Source organism: Corallococcus sp. bb12-1 (genome assembly GCF_026626765.1).
GTDB lineage: Bacteria > Myxococcota > Myxococcia > Myxococcales > Myxococcaceae > Corallococcus > Corallococcus terminator.
The window spans coordinates 119158-137805 of the sequence record NZ_JAPNJZ010000024.1; the positions used below are offsets into that span (position 1 = coordinate 119158).

The 18648-nt window shown below is 69.6% G+C and carries 17 protein-coding genes; 3 read left to right on the top strand and 14 right to left on the bottom strand.

Features of this window, described 5'->3' with window-relative positions:
* Nucleotides 1–38: 38 nt before the first annotated feature.
* Together OV208_RS28085 and OV208_RS28090 are read left to right on the top strand one after the other, a co-directional pair.
* Entirely contained in the window at nt 39–2216 is a 2178-nt protein-coding gene (locus OV208_RS28085) for a S46 family peptidase (protein WP_267576991.1), read from the top strand.
* A 1-nt stretch (nt 2217) separates the two neighbouring features.
* On the top strand, nt 2218–2874 hold the full coding sequence (locus tag OV208_RS28090) for a hypothetical protein (RefSeq protein WP_267576992.1): 657 nt from the start codon (nt 2218–2220) through the stop codon (nt 2872–2874).
* A gap of 3 nt (nt 2875–2877) precedes the next feature.
* Here OV208_RS28090 and OV208_RS28095 read toward each other — a convergent pair whose 3' ends face one another.
* Nucleotides 2878–3393, bottom strand: a complete 516-nt coding sequence (locus tag OV208_RS28095) for an RNA polymerase sigma factor (RefSeq protein WP_267576993.1) — start codon at nt 3391–3393, stop codon at nt 2878–2880.
* Nucleotides 3394–3660: 267 nt separating this feature from the next.
* On the opposite strand from OV208_RS28095, the gene OV208_RS28100 reads away from it, so the two are divergent.
* Nucleotides 3661–5598: an APC family permease gene (locus tag OV208_RS28100; RefSeq protein ID WP_267576994.1), complete on the top strand. Its 1938-nt coding sequence runs from the start codon at nt 3661–3663 to the stop codon at nt 5596–5598.
* 42 nt (nt 5599–5640) lie between these two features.
* Here the strand turns inward: OV208_RS28100 and OV208_RS28105 are convergent, their stop codons facing one another.
* The 13 genes from OV208_RS28105 to gspE form a co-directional block, all read right to left on the bottom strand.
* Nucleotides 5641–7272, bottom strand: a complete 1632-nt coding sequence (locus OV208_RS28105) for a sigma 54-interacting transcriptional regulator (protein ID WP_267576995.1) — start codon at nt 7270–7272, stop codon at nt 5641–5643.
* Nucleotides 7273–7420: 148 nt separating this feature from the next.
* Nucleotides 7421–8401 (bottom strand): type II secretion system protein GspN, encoded by a 981-nt coding sequence (gene gspN / locus OV208_RS28110; protein ID WP_267576996.1) that lies wholly within the window; start codon nt 8399–8401, stop codon nt 7421–7423.
* A gap of 2 nt (nt 8402–8403) precedes the next feature.
* The gene (gene gspM, locus OV208_RS28115) at nt 8404–8961 is read right to left on the bottom strand and encodes a type II secretion system protein GspM (protein ID WP_267577424.1); all 558 of its coding nucleotides are present in this window, start codon (nt 8959–8961) and stop codon (nt 8404–8406) included.
* Nucleotides 8962–8971: 10 nt separating this feature from the next.
* Entirely contained in the window at nt 8972–10579 is a 1608-nt protein-coding gene (gene pilM, locus OV208_RS28120; RefSeq protein ID WP_267576997.1) for a pilus assembly protein PilM, read from the bottom strand.
* Nucleotide 10580: 1 nt separating this feature from the next.
* A complete protein-coding gene (locus tag OV208_RS28125; RefSeq protein ID WP_267576998.1) occupies nt 10581–12017 on the bottom strand; it encodes a general secretion pathway protein GspK in 1437 nt (478 codons plus the stop codon).
* A complete protein-coding gene (locus OV208_RS28130) occupies nt 12017–12691 on the bottom strand; it encodes a type II secretion system protein GspJ (protein ID WP_267576999.1) in 675 nt (224 codons plus the stop codon). The genes OV208_RS28125 and OV208_RS28130 overlap by 1 nt, the downstream gene beginning before the upstream one ends.
* The gene (locus OV208_RS28135; RefSeq protein WP_267577000.1) at nt 12688–13632 is read right to left on the bottom strand and encodes a type IV pilus modification PilV family protein; all 945 of its coding nucleotides are present in this window, start codon (nt 13630–13632) and stop codon (nt 12688–12690) included. The genes OV208_RS28130 and OV208_RS28135 overlap by 4 nt, the downstream gene beginning before the upstream one ends.
* Entirely contained in the window at nt 13629–14360 is a 732-nt protein-coding gene (locus OV208_RS28140) for a prepilin-type N-terminal cleavage/methylation domain-containing protein (RefSeq protein WP_267577001.1), read from the bottom strand. The genes OV208_RS28135 and OV208_RS28140 overlap by 4 nt, the downstream gene beginning before the upstream one ends.
* Nucleotides 14357–14839: a type II secretion system protein GspG gene (locus OV208_RS28145; protein ID WP_267577002.1), complete on the bottom strand. Its 483-nt coding sequence runs from the start codon at nt 14837–14839 to the stop codon at nt 14357–14359. The genes OV208_RS28140 and OV208_RS28145 overlap by 4 nt, the downstream gene beginning before the upstream one ends.
* A gap of 61 nt (nt 14840–14900) precedes the next feature.
* The gene (gene gspG, locus OV208_RS28150; RefSeq protein WP_267577003.1) at nt 14901–15317 is read right to left on the bottom strand and encodes a type II secretion system major pseudopilin GspG; all 417 of its coding nucleotides are present in this window, start codon (nt 15315–15317) and stop codon (nt 14901–14903) included.
* 76 nt (nt 15318–15393) lie between these two features.
* A complete protein-coding gene (locus OV208_RS28155) occupies nt 15394–15540 on the bottom strand; it encodes a hypothetical protein (RefSeq protein ID WP_267577004.1) in 147 nt (48 codons plus the stop codon).
* Between the two features lie 18 nt (nt 15541–15558).
* Nucleotides 15559–16815: a type II secretion system inner membrane protein GspF gene (gene gspF / locus OV208_RS28160; RefSeq protein ID WP_267577005.1), complete on the bottom strand. Its 1257-nt coding sequence runs from the start codon at nt 16813–16815 to the stop codon at nt 15559–15561.
* 6 nt (nt 16816–16821) lie between these two features.
* Entirely contained in the window at nt 16822–18648 is a 1827-nt protein-coding gene (gene gspE / locus OV208_RS28165) for a type II secretion system ATPase GspE (RefSeq protein ID WP_267577006.1), read from the bottom strand.

Consider the following 18648-nt stretch of genomic DNA (forward strand, 5'->3'; position numbering starts at 1 on the left):
TCGCGCCCGGGCACCGGACGGGGTAGGGAGGGGACACCATGAAGAAGACGCTCCTCCTCCTCTGTCTCGTGGCGGCCCCGGCCTTCGCCGGGGAAGGCAAGTGGACCCCCCAGCAGGTGCTGGAGCTCAGCCCCGCCTGGCTCAAGGCCCAGGGCCTGAAGCTTCCTCCCAACAAGCTGTGGGACCCCAAAAGGGGCACCGGCCTGCTGGCGGGCACGGTGAACACCGGCGGCTGCTCCGGGTCGTTCATCTCCGCCTCCGGCCTCATCATCACCAACCACCACTGCGCCTTCGGCATCATCCAGGAGCACAGCTCCCCGCAGCGCGACCTCATCACCGGCGGCTTCCTCGCGAAGAGCCCGGCCGAGGAGCTCCCGGGCAAGGGCTCGCGCGTGCAGGTGCCGCGCGCCTTCACGGACGTGACGGCGCAGATCAACGCCGCGGTGCCTCCGGGCGCGGACGACCTCGCGCGCTACAAGGCCGTGGACCGCAAGCAGAAGGAGCTGGTCGCCGAGTGCGAGAAGCGCCCCGCCACCCGCTGCCAGGTCGCGACCTTCGACGGCGGCGTCAACTACACGCTGGTGGACGCGGTGGAGCTGCAGGACGTGCGGCTCGTGTACGCGCCGCCCCGCGCGGTGGGCGAGTACGGCGGCGAGGAGGACAATTGGTCCTGGCCGCGCCACACCGGCGACTTCTCCATCATCCGCGCGTACACCGCGCCGGACGGAAGCTCCGCCGCGTACAGCGAGAAGAACGTGCCCTACAAGGCGGAGTTCTTCTTCCCCCTGTCCACCGAGGGCGTGAAGCCGGGCGACTTCGTGATGGTGCTGGGCTACCCGGGCATGACCTACCGCACGCTGCTCGCGGACGAGATGGCGGAGCGTCAGGCGCGCCATTACCCGCGCATCCGCGACGTGCTGGGCGAGGCCATCTCCCTGCTGGAGGCCGAAGGCGAGAAGGACCCCGCGGGGAAGATCGCCGTGGCCTCGCAGCTCAAGAGCCTGCACAACGTCTACAAGAACGCGGACGGCCAGCTCACCGGCATGCGGCGCGGCCAACTGGTGGAGAAGCAGCGCGCCGCCGAAGCCACCGTCGTCGCCTGGGCCCAGAAGGGCGGCGCGAAGTGGACCGACGCGCTCCAGGCCCGCGACGCGCTGCTCACCGAACAGCAGGCGTCCGCGAAGACCTTCGAGCGCGACTTCCTGCTCGGCATGTCCGGGCGTCTGGCGCAGGGCCCCGCGCTCGCGACGAGGCTGTCCCGGCTGTCCATGGAGCGCACGAAGCCGGACCTGGAGCGCCGCCCGGAGTACATGGACCGCGAGCTGCCTCGCATCAAGGACGGCCTGGAGCGCGCCCAGAAGAACCTCTTCATCGCCGCGGACAAGGCGCTGCTGCACGCGTTCGTGAAGCGCGCCCAGGCGCTCAAACCGGACGAGCGCATCAGCGCCGTGGACACCCACTTCGGCAAGGCCTACGTGGAGAAGGACGTCACCGCGAAGATCGACGCGCTCTACGCGGGCACGAAGGTCCTCACGCTGGCGGAGCGCCTGAAGATGGCGGACGAAACCCCCGCGCAGCTCGACGCGCGCAAGGATCCGCTGCTCGCGTTCGGCCTGGCGCTGGCGAAGGAGCAGGCGGCGCTGGATGACACGCGCGACCGGCGTCAGGGCGCGGCGTCGCGGCTGCGGCCGGCGTGGCGCGCGGCGGTGATGGCGCAGGCGGGCAAGCCCATCGCGCCGGACGCCAACAGCACGCTGCGCGTGTCGTTCGGCAAGGTGCAGGGCTACACGCCTCGCGACGGCGCGGTGTACATGCCGCAGACGACGCTGACGGGCATGCTCCAGAAGCACACCGGAGAAGAGCCCTTCAACGCGCCCCCCAAGGTGCGCGCCACCGCGGAGGCGAAGAAGTTCGGCCCGTGGGTGGACCCCAAGCTCAAGGACGTGCCGGTGGACTTCCTGTCGGACGCGGACACCACGGGCGGCAACTCCGGCAGCCCCACGGTGAACGGCAAGGGCGAGCTGGTGGGCGTGAACTTCGACCGCGTGTGGGAGAACGTCGCGAACGACTTCGGCTACAATCCGGACGTGGCCCGGAACGTCAACGTGGACGTGCGCTACCTGCTGTGGAACCTCGACCAGGTCGAGAACGCGGACGCGCTCCTGCGCGAGCTCAACATCCGCAAGAGCCCGCCGGTGGTGAAGGAGGCGCGCTGACATGTCGGACGCGGGAGAGGGGTCGCCAGCACTTCCCACCTTCCGTCCCGAGGAACGGGTGTGCGGCAACTGCAAGCTGTGGAGTCCGCACTCCGTGGATCACCGGGGGTGGGTGGGGCCGTGCCGCATGCAGAACTCGCGCGGCATGTTTCCGCCCTCCGCCCCCATCTGTGACAAGTACGCGCCCAAGGGCTCCGCGGCCCCGCTTCCTGTCGCTCAGAGCAGCACGCGAGGCCGCACGGCTCGCAGCGTGGCGCCCGTGGTGGTGCGCCGGCGCGCGGACCCCAACGACGTGGTGGACCTGGAAGGGCTGAACATGACGCGCGAAGAGCTGATGGACATCTTCCGGGAGGCCTCTGCCCTCAGTGAGCCGCCGCTCGCCGCCAAGTGGGAGGGCGGCACGGTGCGCCTCGTCCCGGGCAACCCGGAGCTCCAGGCGAAGGACCTGCCCATCGACAACCTGTTCCACAAGGTCACGATGGTGCGCGACCGGCTGCGCGTGCTGGAGCAGAAGCTCAACGCCCACCCCAAGCTCTCCGAGGCGGAGAAGGTGGAGATGCAGAGCTACATCACCCGCGTGTACGGGTCGCTCACCAGCTTCAACGTCCTCTTCAAGGAGAAGACGGATCAATTCGTCGGCAGCAAGGGCGACGAATAGGCCTCACGGCCGCTGGCCGCGCTCCTCCATCACGGTGAGGGCGCGCTGGCGGCCCCGGTGCAGGGCACTCTTCACCGTGCCCTCCGGGATGCGCAGGAGCCGGGCGATCTCCGCCGAGCCCAGGCCGCGCACCTCGCGCAGGTAGAGCACCTGCCGCTGCTGGGGGTTCACCTCCTCCAGCGCTTCATTGAAGTGGCGCTGCATCTGTTCGCCCATGGCGTGTGCTTCCGGCGACACGGTCTCCTGGGGTGCATGCGTCAACCGCTCCCGGCGCCTGCGCGCGCGCAGCCAGTTGATGCTGCTGTTGACCATCACCCGGTGCAGCCACGTGGTCCACGTCGCCCGGCCGTCCAGCCCCGGCGGCTGACGCGACAGGCGCAGGAAGACGTCCTGCACCACGTCCTCCGCGTCGTCCGTGTCCCCCACGATGCGCCGGGCGATGGCCAGGGCCCGGGGACGGTGATGGGCGTACAGGTCATTCAGGGTGGGGAAGGGAAAGACGGCGGCGTGCGGGCCCATGGCGGACGGTCTCCTGTGTCTGCCTCCTGGAACGAATGGGCGCGCGAAAACGGTCTATCGCCCCGGAGGGCAGGGGCACGAAGGCCACCGCACTGTTTTCTCGGACTCCGGGGAGGGGCCCCGGGCCAGCCGTCCTCCCGCAGGCCCCACCGGACTGCGTCCACGGGGCCGGGCCCTGTGGCTCCCACGGCGCGGCCGGTGCGCACGTTGCTGTCCGGGGGGGGCGCCATGGCTCAGACGGCGGACATGGGAAGCAGGAGGCCGTACATGCCCCGGAAGCGGGAGGGCAGCGGCATCGTGGACCTGCTCCTGGGACGCCCGCTCACCAGCGCCCAGGCGATGCAGGAGAAGACGGGTGTCCTCACCGGCGTGGCCCTGCTCGGACTGGATGCGCTGTCCTCCGCCGCGTACGGACCGGAGGCCGCGCTCACCGTGCTGCGCCCCCTGGGGCCCTCGGGCCCGTGGCTGCTCTTGCCCATCACCGCCGCCATCGTCGGGCTGCTGATGGTCGTGGCGGGCTCCTACGCGCAGACCCTCGCCGCGTACCCGAGCGGCGGCGGCGCGTACACCGTGGCGAAGCAGAACCTGGGGCGGGGCGCGGGCCTGCTGGCCGCCACGGCGCTGATGCTCGACTACATGCTCAACGTGGCCGTGGGCATCTCCGCCGGCACGGGCGCGCTGGTGTCCGCGTTCCCCGTGCTCCAGCCGCATGTGCTGCCCATCGCCCTGGGCATCCTCGCGCTGCTCACCCTGGTGAACCTGCGCGGCGTGAGCGAAGCGGGCGCGGTGTTCGTCGTGCCCACGTGGTTCTTCATCGGGTCGCTCAGCGTGGTGCTGATCGTGGGCGTGTTCAAGCTCGTCACCGGCCACGAGACGCCCATCCAGGCGCCTCCGCCCCTGGCACTGCCCACCGCCTCCGTGGGGGCATGGCTCATCATCCGCGCCTTCGCCAGTGGCTGCACGGCCATGACGGGCGTGGAGGCCATCAGCAACGCCGTGCCCATCTTCCGGGACCCGGCCATCCGCCGCGCGCGCATCACGCTGGCCGTCATCGTCGGCATCCTCGTCACCATGCTGCTGGGCATCGCGCTGTTGTGCCGGGCCTACGGCGTGGGCGCGACGGTCCCTGGTTCCACGGGCTACCAGACGGTCCTGTCGCAGCTCATCGCGGCGGTGATGGGGCGCGGCGCCTTCTACTTCGTGGCGATGGCCGCCATCCTCTGCGTGCTCGCGCTGTCCGCCAACACCAGCTACGCGGGCTTCCCGCTCGTCTGCCAGGTGCTGGCGCGCGAGCGCTACCTGCCCCCGGGCTTCGCGCACCGGGGCCGGCGGCTGGCCCTGTCGCGTGGCATCCTCACCCTGTCGGGGCTCGCGGCGCTGCTGCTCATCGCGTGCCGGGGCATCACCGACCGGCTGATTCCCCTGTTCGCCATTGGCGCGCTGATGGCCTTCACGCTGTCGCAGGCGGGCATGGTGGTGCACTGGAACCGGCACCGGGACGAGGGCTGGCAGTGGCGCCGCGCGCTCAACGGCTTTGGCGCGGTGATGACGGCGCTCACCCTCATCATCGTCGGCGTGTCCAAGTTCGCGCACGGCGGCTGGGCCGCGTTCGTCCTCATCCCCGTGGGCATCCTGCTCCTGTCGCGAGTCCACGCGGCCTACACGCGCACGCGGCGGGACACGGAGCTGCGCCGCCCCGTGCACCTGTCCCCGGCCACGCCGCTGGTCTCCGTGGTGCCGGTGGACCGCTGGTCGCACGCGTCGGAGACGGCGCTGCGCTTCGCGCTGGAGCTCAGCGATGACGTGCGCGCGGTGCACATCTGCAGCGGGGACACCGATGAGCAGGAGCTGGACTCCCACTGGCAGCACTTCGTCCAGGGGCCGCTGATGGAGGCCGGCCGCAGGCCTCCGCCGCTCGTGCACGTGTCGTCGCCGTACCGCGCGCTGGTGTGGCCGCTGTTGGACTACCTGGACTCGCTGCTCGCGGAGTCGCCGGGCCGCACCGTCGCCATCGTGCTGCCGGAGTTGCTGGAGGCGCACTGGTATCGCGCCATGCTGTACGGCCGCCGCTCGGAGCTGATGCGCAGCGCGCTGCTCTTGTCCGGAGAGCGCCGGCTGGTGGTGGTCAGCGTGCCCTGGTACCTGCGCAGCGCCGGACAGACGGCGCCGCACTCGGCCTGGAACGCGCCCGACGAGCACCCGTGAGGCGGGCAGGGGGCGCCGGTGCGGGGCGCCCCCTGACGGGTGCTACTCCTGCTCGTCCTGCTTCGTCATGCCCCAGTCCTTCAGGCGCTTGAAGAGGGTGGAGCGCGCCAGGCCCAGTTCCCGGGCCACGCGCTCGCGGTTGTTGTTGAAGCGGCGCAGCGCGGTTTCGATGATCTGCCGCTCCAGCTTCTCCAGCATCTGCTCCAGCGTCATGCCCGGCGGCAGCTCCGGCACGGTGATGCCCGTCTCGCGGTTGACCTCCTGGTCGAAGGACAGGTCGCCCGCGTCGATGGACGGCCCCTTACGCAGCAGCAGCGCGCGGTGCACCACGTTGCGCAGCTCGCGGATGTTGCCCGGCCACGCGTGCTGCTGGAGCCTGTCCAGCGCGGGCTGGGTGAGGCGCACCGTCTGCCCGCGCGGGGCGAACGCCTTCACGAAGTGCTCCGCCAGTCCGACGACGTCCCCCCGGCGGCTGCGCAGGGGCGGCAGGTGCAGCGGCACGACGCACAGGCGGTAGTAGAGGTCCTCGCGGAAGCGGCCCTCGCGCGACGCCGCCAGCAGGTCGCGGTTGGTGGCGGCCACCACGCGCACGTCCACGTGCATGGGGCGGCTCGCGCCCACGCGCTTGATTTCACCGCTCTCCAGCGCGCGGAGCAGCTTCGCCTGGAGGTCCAGGGGCAGCTCGCCAATCTCGTCCAGGAACAGCGTGCCGCCGTCGGCCTCCTCGAAGGCGCCCTTGCGCGCGCCCACGGAGCCGGTGAAGGCGCCCTTCTCGTGGCCGAACAGCTCGCTCTCAATCAGCTCCTTGGAGATGGCCGCGCAGTTGACCGGGATGAGCGGCCGGTTCGCGCGCGGCGAGCACGCGTGCAGCGCGTTCGCTACCAGCTCCTTGCCCGTGCCGGATTCGCCCAGGATGGTGACGGCCGCGGTGGACGGCGCCACGCGCTGGATGAGGTCCGTGAGCTGCCGCACCGACGCGTCGGCGCCGAGGATGCCGTGGAAGGACTGCGCTTCCTTCTTCGCGGCCGGCACCGTCTCCAGGATGAGCTCCGCCTCGCCCACGCGCAGGGTGGTGGGCAGCGTCACCTCCGCCTCGAAGAGGCGCACCGGGCCCAGCCACGTGCCGTTGGTGGAGCGCAGGTCCACGACGTGGAAAACGCCATCCTGGCGCGTCACCTTCAGGTGCTTGCCGGAGATGAACCGGTCCTGGAGCAGCAGGTCGCAGCCCGCGTCCTTGCCCACCGTGAAGCTGTCGCCGGTGAGCCGGTGCACCGTCTCCGTGGTGCCCTGCTTCACGCGCACCTGCGCGGCCTGCCAGCGCTGCGCGTCCCGGCTTTGCAACGCGGTGGCGTTGCCCACGTCGGTGGCGGTGTCCGCGTCCTCGCTGGCGCCGTGCTTGCGGAACACCGCGCGCCACTGGCCCAGCTCCACGTCCGCGCCGTCGGCCAGGTCGCCCTTGTCCACCAGCTTGCCGGCGACCTTCGTGCCCTTGCCGGACAGGTCCTCCACCCGGCACTGCTGGCCGTCCCACAGGAGGGCCACCTGCTGGCGGCTCACCTCGGGATCCGGAATGGCCACGTCGCTCGAGTCGCCCCGACCGAGCACCAGCCGCGCCCGGTCCACCGCCACCCGCAGCACTTCCTCGCCTCGACGGAAGAACACCAACTCCGGCATTCCGACCTCTCCCAGCGCCCCCGGCACCGGGAGCAGCGGCCAGCGCTTTACACGGCGCGTGCGCGGGCTTCAACCGGGGGCGAAGAGGACCTGGGACCTGCCACGCGAGGGGACGGCGCCTCCGCCGTCCCCTTCAAGCCTGACGAGGCTAGCGCTTGGGACCAAAGCGCGGGCTGCTCACCATGCCGGTGAGCCGGCCGCCGCGGTAGCCCGGGTTGTCCCGGTCCTGCGGGAGCATGTTCACCGCGATGGCCAGGGGGCCCAGCCGCTGCTGGAAGGCCTGTTCGAACTTCAGCCGCACGTCGAGCCCCAGCTCGCTGTACTCCAGCCGCTTGCCCAGCTTCACCGTGCCGGAGCCCGTGCCCTCCAGGTCCTCGCTCTTGAGGTCCAGCGTCCGCACCGTGCCCATGCCCTTGTCGAACTGGAGGTCGCCCTTCAGGTCGCCCAGGAGGACGCGCGGCAGGTCCATGGGCATCGCGGGGCCGCCGCCCATGGGGATGGCCGCCTTGCCGCCCTTGATGGTGAGCCCCTGGGTGTCCAGGGCCACCGTGCCCGTCGCCTGGGACCAGTCCGCCGGCTGCCCGCGCACGATCGCACCCGGCGCGGTGAGGGACACCTTCGCGTTGAGCAGGCCCTCCATGTCCACGCCGGTGTAGGCCGGCAGGTTGCCGCCGCCCGCCTGCAGGCCGCTCACGTCCACGTCCAGCGACGTGGCGCTCAGGCCGCCCACGGCGACGTGCACCGTGCCGCCCATGGCCTTCGCGTTCACCACCAGGCCCGGAGGGAAGAGCGCGGGACGCAGCGCGACGCTGTCGAAGGTGACCGCCTCGCCCAGCTCCGCGGGGCCCAGGCCGCCGGCCTCACCCCGGGCGAGCGCCGCCACCGAGTCCGCGCCCAGCGGCGTGGGCGGCTTGCTCACGCGCACGTTGGTAGCGGTGACGCCGAACAGGCCGGGCCGCAGGCTTCCAATGCGCACCGCGAGCCCCTGGGCCGCGGCCTCCGTGACGATGCGCGTGCGGACCGCGTCGTAAGGGAAGGTGAGCATCAGGCAGAGGATGAACGCCACCACGGAGAACGCTGTGTAGCCAGCGACGAGCTTCCAGCGGGCAGTCTTCGTTTCGGAGGCCATGGCTATTGCTTCATCCGGTAGGTGGCGACGGTGGTCCACACCGTCAGGGTGTCCGTGGCCGGGCGGGGCTCCACGCGCAGGTACTTCACCTTCACGATGCCCGGGCCCGTCTCCACCGTGCGCAGGAAGTCCGTCAGCTTGCGCAGGTCCACGTCGGTGAACGTCAGCTCCACGGAGCTTTCGATGATCTTCCCGTCACCCACGCCCACGTCGCCCTTGGGCGACATGTTCGGCACGGTGAGGCCCGCGGCGGTGGCCTTGTCCTCGATGTAGGTGATCAGCCGAACGTTGCTGCTGGTGAGCTGCTGCTCCACCGCCTGGCGCTCCTGCTGGGCGGCGCCGTAGCTGGTCGCCAGCGCCTGCACCTCCTGCAGCTTCGCCAGCTTGTCCTGCGTGCGCCGGCGGTAGCCCGACGCGCTGTTGGCGAAGCTGAAGAGGACGACGAAGAGGACGAACACCGCCACGGCCGAGCCGGCGATGGCCACGAGCTTGCGTTCGCGGTCGCTCAGCCGCTCGAACCACGTCTGGAGCGGTGCGAAGACTTCCTTGATCTTGCTCATGTCCGCCATGTCAGGTCTCCCCACCCTGCGTCTCGCCAGGGCACTGCACCTGCACGTCCAGGCGGAAGGTCACCTTCTGCCCGTCACGCGTCTTCTCCACCTTGCCCTCCTTCACGTCCTTGAAGCAGCGGTGGCCCTTCAAGGCGGTGGAGAGCGTGTCGATCTGCTTGGAGCTGTCCGTCTCCCCCTGGAGCATCACGCGGTCCAGGTCCACCTGGATGCGGTCGAACCGCACCGGCACCTCCGGGGGCACCCGCTGGGTGATTTCCGCCAGCAGGTTCACCGCCGACATGGAGGGCAGCGCCGCGGCCGGGCTCTCCACGCCCTTGAGCATGTTGATGGCGCGGTCGTAGTTCTGTTCGCACGTGCCCAGGATGCGCTGGGTCGTCTTGCACAGCACCGCGTCCACCTCCGCCTCGCGCCGCGCCAGCACCGTGTTGCGCACCACCCCGAAGGCGACGAGCAACAGCAGCAGCGTCACGGCGAACGACGCCAGCAGGCCCAGCCGGTCCTTCACGTAGTCGTAGCCGCCCTTGAAGGCGAACTCACCCCGGCGCAGGTTGAAGCGGGGGGCCTTCGCCCCGGCCGCGTTGCCGCGCATCGCCAGCGCGTACGCCTGCGCCGCGGCGGGCGCCTCCGAAGCGGGAATCTTCCCGGCCGAGTCCGCCGGCAGCGCCAGCACGCGCACCGGCAGGTTCAGGTCCTTGGACAACTGCTCCGCCAGGCCCGGCAGGCGCGCGGTACCACCCGCCAGCACCACCGCGGTGACCGGCCGGCGGGTGCGCGCGGTGAAGGACTTGAAGGAGGGCCGCAGCTCGCGCAGCAGCGGCTGCAGGCCGCGCACGAAGGCGTTCGCGGCGCGCTCGGCGTCAGGGCCCTGCGCCGCGCTGGCCATCGCGCCGTGCGCTTCCTTCCACTGGTGCGCTTCCGCCGGCGTCGTCTGGAACTCCGTGGCCAGCGCCCGCGTCAGGTCGCGTCCGCCGCCGGCAAAGGTGCGCGCGAACTCAACGCCCTGGCCCGGCCGGCCAATGGCCACCGACGTGCGCTCATGGCCGATGTCCACCACCGCGATGGTGCCGCCCTCGCCCACGCCCTCGAAGAGGCCGGGCGCCTGCATGAAGAGGTTCTGGTACGCGAGCGCCGGGTGGGTGATGACGCGCGGATCCAGCTGGAGGCCCGTGAGCAGCTCCAGGAGCGACTTCAGCTCCTCCTTGCGCACCACGCCCACCAGCAGGTCCGCGGCCTTGTCCTTGCCGCCGGTGTCCTTCTGGCCGACCACCTGGTAGTCGTACACGACCTCCGAGATGTCGAACGGCAACTGGCTGCCGACCTCGAAGGGCAGCGTCGCCTCCACGCGCTTGGCGTCGGAGAAGGGCAGGCTCACCGCGTGCGTGGTGAGCGACGGGCCGGGCAGGGCGATGACGACCTGATCCACGTGCCCCTCGGGCATCTTCTGGAGCAGCTCCTCCACGGCGGCGCGCAGGGTCTCCGGGCGCTCGCCTTCCTGCGCGCGGCGCACCTCGGCGAAGGCCTGGGTGGTGTGGCTTTTCGTTCCGGAGTCCAGCACCACTCCCTTCACGGAGTGGCTGCCGAGGTCCAGGCCAAGAATGCGGGCCATGCTATTCCTCTCTGTAATACACGAGCTTGCCCAGCCCGTCGTCCAGGCGGATGACCGCGGTGAGCGTCTTCTGGACGCTGCCCGCTTCTCCCACGGACTTGATGGTGAATGTCTTGCTCTTGTCGCCCAGGTAGCGGTTCTGCGCGACGTTGCTCTTGATGGCCGGGTTGACCGCGATGCCCGCCTGCTCCACCACGCCCACGAAGTCCTGCACCGACATGCCGAAGAAGCTGAACATGCGCGCGGCGCGGATGCGGCTGATGAGCTCGTTGAGGAACACCGGATCCGTCAGGCGCGGGTCCGGACGGTTCGGGTCCGCCGCGGACATGATGGCCAGCCCCAGCATGATGGGGTCGTCGGTGTTGATGTTCGGCTTGGAGTTGATGTCCGGGTACACCGTGAGCCGGTCGCGGAAGGCGGCCATGAAGCGGTCGTTGACGCCGTGGACGCGGTACAGCTCGTCCAGGCTGTCGAAGCGCGCGTTCTTCACTTCGTAGCGCGGCTCGTAGCGGCTGTACGGGGAGCCCTCGTCCGCGAAGCCCGCGACGAAGGGGTTCGTCGGGTCCTGGCGGTTGAACGCCGACTGCGTCGGGTCCTCATCCGCCCAGTCCTTCAGCGCGATGACGGTGTCCTGCGGCGTGGAGCGCACGTGGTTCGCGTCGTCCTGCTGCCAGAGGAATTCGAAGCGCTTGTCGCCGAGCATGTCCATCATCCGCGCCGCGGTGGCCTGCGCCTCCGCGCCGCCGGTGTTCAGGCGCATGACGTTGAGCTTCTCCTCCTCGTCGCTGATGGTCGCGAGGAAGCAGCCCTCGAAGCCGCCAAAGGACCGGCGCTGCATCTGCGACGCCATCTGCATGGCCGCGCCGCCCTCCTCCCCGTCCTCCATCTGGAAGTTCGGATCCGCCTCCACGGGGTCGTTCTCCAGCCGGCTGCGCGTGCCGCCGCCGCTGTCGTCCTCCACCTGCGCGCCCTCGCTCTTCACCAGCCCCTTGAGCATGTGGCAGTCCACCCGCGCCAGCTTCCACAGCTGGATGTTGAGCGACTGCGGCTGGAAGGCCTGCCCGCCCGCGGCCGGTGTCTGGCCCCCGAGCGCGGCGCCCAACTGCCCCAGCATGGCCATGGGGTTGGGGATGGGCGTCTGGTCCACCTGCTTCTGGAAGCGCATCAGGAGCCGCCCCAGCGCGATGCCCGAGCGCGCCATGTAGTAGGCGCGCACTTCATCCCGCTGGTTGGCCGCCAGCTGCAGGTCCACGCGGCTGTTGTACGCGAACTCCGTGGCCACCACCGTGAGCAGCGCGATGGAGACGATGGCGATGATGAGCGCCACGCCGCGCGAGCGCTTGTCGCGGCGCACGGCCTTCGTGGCCGGCGCGCCCGGGATGGGCGCCTGCGCCTGCCTGCGACGGCGGGACACCTGTCGGAAGAAGGAGGGGGCCATCAGTTGAACCTCGGCAGTTCCGTGTTGAGCACGATGCGCGTCTGGGTGGTGTAGCGCGCTTCCTTGCCCGACTCGTCCAGGGCGACGACGGTGATGCGCACGCGCGTGGGGAGAATGGCCTTCTTCTCCGTGCGCCGCGTGTCCCATTCGTCATCCCACTCCTTCTTCTCCGAATCCCAGTAGGCGAACTCCACGCTCTTGACGCCTTCGAAGAGCACGTCCGTGGTGCCGCCCCGGTCCATGCGCTCGCCCACGTTGGGGTTCACCCGGCGCTTCAAGTCCATGCGCTGGCGCGTGGCGCGCTCCGAGGAGTTCTCCACGAAGTACTCCACCACCGCCTGGTCGGACTCCTTCACGTCCGTGTACAGGCGCTGGTGCGAGAACGTGGTGAAGAGCAGCTTGTTGCGCTCGCCAATGAAGTTGGTGGGCCGGTCGTTCTGGTCGCGGAAGCGGCGCAGGTCGTAGCGGTCGCTCACGAAGGCGGAGCCGACTTCGCGCGCCATGCGGTTGAGCGACACGCGCACCATGCGGTAGCGCTCCGCCTCGCCCTCCACCACTTCCTTGGCGTTGATGCCGGTCTGGAAGGCCATGGCCACGACGGTGCCCATGAGCGCGGTGATGGAGACGGCCACCATCACCTCCATCAGCGTGAAGCCTCGGGAACGCCTTCTCATCGGGTGCTCCCTCGGCCCGGCATGGGCAGGTTGGGGAAGCCACCGCGGCCACCGCCGCCGCCGCCGAAGATGCCGCCCGGCGCGCGCGGGTTGATGCCGCCCGTTCCCGTGCCCGGCTGCTGACCGCCGCCCCGGTTGAGCTCGTCCAGCAACTGCTGGCGGTTGCGCAGCGGCTGGCGCGTGTTCGGATCCAGCATCGTCCCGTTGGGACCCGGGATGGGGTTCTCCACCACGCGGCCGTTGGCGTCCACCCACTGGTTCTGCGCGCCTTGGGTGTCGCCACCCGTCGGGTTGGTCGCGGCGCCGCCGTTGCGGTCGCCACCCGGCCCCAGCGACACGACGTGCGTCACCACGTCCACGCTCTCCACCTGGGTGCCTTCCTTCCAGTACACGGTGAGGTGCACCTCGCGCACCGCCTTGGTGAGCTGGTCCACCATCTGCGTGAACATGGGCTGCGCCATGCCCATCGCCGCCCCGCCCAGCGGGCTGGAGGTGGTGGTGCCGCCGGAAGCGCCGCCCTTGTCACCGCCCGCGCCGCCGAAGAGGCCCGCGAGGCCGCCCAACGGGTCGCCGCTGTCGCCGCCCCCGCCCATGGGCAGGTTGAAGATGGCGCCGATGAGCTGGTCCGGCGTCACGCCGTCCGTCTTGGGCGCGATGATGCGCGCGCGCCACTTGAACTGGGGCCAGCCGTCGTCGGAGAAGTCGCCGGACTTCTCGTCGTCGTCGACATCGAAGCCGTCGTCGTAGAGGTCCTGCTCCAGGTCCGTCATCTTCGAGCGGGCCAGGAGCGACGCGACGGTGAGCCGCTTGGTGTAGACGTGGTTGGAGATGGCGCCCGCGTTGAGGTCGAAGATGGCCATCAGCGCCACGCTCAGGATGGCCATGGCGACCATCGTCTCCAGCAGGGTGAAGCCGCCCCGTCGTCGAGTCGGATGTCTCATGAGCGGGGCACCTCCAGCGCCTCGGATGCGATGTTCACCTTGCCCGTCAGGGGTGACACGTCCAGCGTCCACGCGTTGTCGCCCTGGCGCAGGAACACCATGGCCTTCTCCGTGTACCCCTGCGGGAAGAAGTAGAGGTAGGCGACGCCGCTCTCCACCGGCAGGCGCTGTTGCCGCGTCCACACCGACACGGCCACACCCGCCGGCAGCTCGCGCGGGCTGATCTCCTCCGCGGTGTACGCGGAGAAGGTGGACTGGGACTCGATGCGCGTCTTCTCCTGCTCCATCAGCTCCTGCGCGGACGGTGACGAATTGTCCGAGCGCGTGTAGTTCTTGCGCTCATCCTGTCCACCGCCGCTGCGCGCCGCCTTCTCCCGGTCGCGCTCGTCCTCGCGCAGCGCATTGTCCCGGTCGCGCGCGGTGGTGATGCCGCCCGCGGCGCATTCCGCGTGGTACTTCGTGGGCTGCTCGCGCTTCGGGTCCGGGATTTCGAACACCAGCCGGCACGTCTTGCCGCTGAGCGCCGCCGAGTCGTAGAGCGAGCGGATGACGCCCGCGAGCTCCGTCGCGCTGCCCTTCGCCTTGGCGCCCGTGAGCGCGCCGATGCCCACCGTCACCGCGGCGAACAGCACCGCCGCGATGGCGATGGCGATGGAGATCTCAATCAGCGTCAGACCGCGGGGCGCACCCCGGCGGCGGGCAGGACGAGGGGACATGGCGGACGTCATGGCTGCACCCCCTGTGCCACGATGCCGCCGCTGAAGAGGTCCGCGGCGTCGCCGGTGCCACCCGGCTTCCCGTCGGAGCCCAGGGACAGCACGGCGCCCGTCTTGCCTGCCATGCGGTAGACGTACGGGTGGCCCCACGGGTCAATGGGCGTCCCATCCAGCACCCTGGAGGCGATGAGCGGCGTGAAGCCCTCCTCCTGGGTGGGGAAGAAGCCCATCAGCCGGTGGTGGGCCTTGAAGAAGCCCTCCAGGCGGCGGATCTGCTCGCGCGCCTGGCGCTGCGTGGGGGTGAGGGTGTTGTCCTCGGTGGCCCACACCAGCGCGAACGCGAGCAGGGTGGCGCCGCCGAACACGCCCAACAGCAGCAGGCGGCCCAGCCGGGAGGACGGAGCGCGGGCCTTGGGGGCGGGCGGGCCTGGAACAGGAACAGGACGCGCCTCACGCGCGGACGTCGGTGAGGAAGTGTGCTCGGGAGTCATCTCGGGCATTCCTACGACAACACGCGGGAGGCGCGGCTTTGCTTCAGGAAGAATCGACGGGTTACTGCCGGGCCGTCGTGTCCTTGGAGGAGATGTCGGCGTCGGAGCCCTCGCCGCCCGGGTTGCCGTCGGAGCCGTAGCTGGTGATGACCGGCTTGCCGCCCTCGTTCATGTACACGTACTCCTTGCCCCAGGGGTCCGTGGGCATGCGCTCCAGGTTCTGGGTGTCCACCAGCGCCTTGAGACCCGTGGCGGTGTCCGGGTAGTTGCCCTTCTTCGTGTAGTACAGCTTCATCGCGCTCTGGATGTTGCGGATGTCCAGGCGGGCGGTGTCCTGCTTGGCCTCTTCCAGCTTCGGGATGACGGCCACGCCCACCGCCGCCGCGATGAGCCCGAGGATGGTGATGACCACCATGATCTCGATGAGGGTCATGCCGCGGTTGCGGCGCTGCTGCTTCTTCGCGTTCGTCGTCGTCATGTCTTCACTCACCTTCGGGTGACTGACTTTCTGGCAGGCCACCCGGCCTGGGGTGTGTCGGGATGTCAGGGGCGCTTCAGGGAGGGCCGTGGTGTCCGGAGGCCGTGGGAGGGTCCCGGCGGGCGTACAGCGAGGCTCCCACCGTCGCCAGCGTGGCGGCCAGGGCAATCAGCCCCACCAGCGTCACGCGTTGGATCCACCGGTCGAGCGTGTCGTTCATCATGGGCTCGGGCTCCGCCTCCTAATGGATGGCCGTGTTCACCTGCAGAATCGGCATCAGGATGGAGAGCGCTACGAATGCAATCATCACGCCCATCACCACGATGAGCAGGGGCTCCAGGAGGCTGGTGAGCGCACCGATGCGCACGTTCACCTGCGTCTCATAGGAATCCGCCACGGAGAGGAGCATGTCCTCCAACTGGCCTGATTTCTCACCGATGGCGACCATGTGGTACACGAGCGGCGGAAACTGGCCGGACCGCTTGAGGGGCGTGGCGATGCTTTCGCCCTCGCGGATGGACTCGCGGGCGTCCTCCACCGCGTCCGCCAGCACCGAGTTCGTCATCACCGCCTTGACGATGTCCAGCGCGGCCAGCATGGGCACGCCGCTCTTGAGCAGCGTGGACAGCGTGCGCGCGAAGCGGGAGATGGCCAGGAGGCGCACCAGGCTGCCGAAGATGGGGGCCTTGAGCGTGAAGCGGTCCCACTTGGGCTTGCCCTTGGGGCTCTTCGTCCAGCGCATGAAGAAGATGAAGCCCGCCACCATGGACGGAATCACCAGGAACCACCACGCCTGCATGAAGTTGGACGCGCCAATGAGGATGCGCGTGTTCAGGGGCAGGGTGGCCTTCATCGTCTCGAAGATCTTCGTCACCTTCGGCACGACGAACACCATCAGCAGCACCAGGATGCCGCCGCCCACCAGCAGCATGATGGCGGGGTAGAGCATGGTGCCGATGATCTTCTGCTGGAGCTTGGCCTGGTTCTCCGTGAAGTCCGCCAGACGCAGCAGCACCGTGTCCAGCGCGCCGGAGGCCTCACCCGCGCGCACCATGTTGATGTAGATGTTGGGGAAGATTTTGGGGTGCTGGCCGAACGCGTCCGCCAGGGACGAGCCTTCGTTCACGCGCTGCTTGATGTCGGAGAGGGCGCGCTTCAAGCGCTCCTTCTCCGCCTGGTCCACCAGCGCGTTGAGTGAATCCACGATGGTGACGCCCGCGCCCAGCAGGGTCGCGAGCTGGCGGGTGAGGATGGCGACGTCCTCCGTGCTGACGCGGCCGCCAGCCAGCTTGCGCAGGTCCACGTCGCGCGCCACGAGCGACGCGTTGGCGCCCTTGGACACGCCCGCGCGGCTGCCTTCCGCCTGCCCGAGCACGTCGGTCAGGAAGATGCCGTCCGCGCGCAGCTTGGAGCGCAGCGTCTTGGGGGAGTCCGCTTCGAGCAAGCCCTTCTTCTGCTTGCCGCGGGAGTCGAGGCCTCTGTATTCGAAGACGGGCATGGCGGACTAGATGTCCTCCTGCGTGATGCTCAGGACTTCGGCGATGGTCGTCTCGCCCAGGGCGATCTTCCGGACGCCGTCATCCAGGAGCGTGATCATGCCCTTGGAGATCGCGGACTTCTTGATGGTGGAAGCGTCCACGTTCTTGAGCACCAGTTGGCGCACGTCGTCGTCCACGAAGAGGAATTCGTAGATGCCGGAGCGGCCGCGGTAGCCGTTGCGGTTGCACGACGGGCAGCCCACCGCCTTGTAGATGCGCTCGGTGTTGAAGCGCTCCTTGAAGCTCTTGAACGTGAAGCCCAGCTCCTGCAGGTCCGCGTCCGTGGGCGTGTAGGGCGCACGGCAGTCCGGGCACACCCGGCGCACGAGGCGCTGGGCGAGGATGCCGGTGAGCGACGACGCCACGAGGAAGGGCTGCACGCCCATGTCCACCAGACGGGTGACGGCGCCGGCCGCGTCGTTGGTGTGGACGGTGGAGAGCACCAGGTGGCCCGTGAGCGAGGCCTGGATGGCGATCTCCGCCGTCTCCTTGTCGCGAATTTCACCGACCATGATGACGTCCGGGTCCTGGCGCAGGAAGGAGCGCAACCCTTGCGCGAACGTCAGGCCGATCTTCGGGGCGATGGCCATCTGGCCAATGCCCTTGAGCTGGTATTCGACCGGGTCCTCGACGGTGAGGATGTTGAGGTCGGACGTGTTGATCTTGGAGAGCGCGCCGTAGAGCGTCGTCGTCTTGCCGGAGCCCGTGGGGCCCGTCACCAGCACGATGCCGTGCGAGCGCTTGATGACGGACTGCATCGCCGAGAGCACCTGCTGGCTCATGCCGATTTCGGCCAGGTCCAGCAGTGTCGCCGTCTTGTCCAGCAGACGCATGACGATGCGCTCGCCGAAGGACGTGGGCGTGGTGGACAGACGGATGTCGATGTCGCGACCGGCCAGCTTGATGCGGATGCGGCCGTCCTGCGGCAGGCGCTTCTCCGCGATGTTCAGCTGCCCCATCACCTTCACGCGCGCGATGATGGAGTTCTGGTAGCGCTTGGGCGGCTTGATGACTTCCTGGAGCACGCCGTCGATGCGGAAGCGCACCAGCAGCTCGCGCTCCATGGGCTCGATGTGGATGTCGCTCGCGCGCTCCTTGGCGGCGCGGAAGAGCACGGAGTTCACGAGCCGGATGACCGGGGCCTCGTCGTCCGCGTCCAGCAGGTCCTTGGGCTCCTCCAGCTCGTGCGCCAGGGAGTCCAGGTCCTCGGTGGTCTCCATCTCGTCCACGAGGTCCTCGGTCTCGTTGACCGAGCGGTCGTACACGCTGTTGATGGCGTCCACGATGGTGGAGGCGAGCGCGATGCGGGGCTGGATGCTCTGGCCCAGCAGCAACCGCGCGTGGTCCAACGCGGTGGTGTCCAGCGGATCCGCCACCGCGAGGATGACCTCGTCACCCTCCAGGGACAGGGGCAAGAGCTGCGTCTGGCGGGCGAAGTTGATGGGGATGCGCTTGACGAGGGCCGCGTCCACCTCCTCCACGAAGATGCGCTGGAGGTAGGGCAGGTCCAACTGGTGGCCGAGCGCGCGCGCCACGTCCTCTTCGGTGACCGCCTTCATGCCCACCAGGAGTTCGCCCAGCCGGCCGCCCTTCTCCTGCTGCGCGGCGAGCGCCTCCTGGATCTTCTCCGGGGTGAGGGCGGGGACGAGCGCGCGGAGGATCTCCCCGAGCGGCCGGCCACACAGATACGCCTGCCCGTGGGCGACGACCTGGGTGGAGTCGTTGCGGCCGCCCACCACGTCGGTGGACGCGTCAGCGGCTTGGAGGGTCGTGGGGTCGGCGGTCAGGTTCAT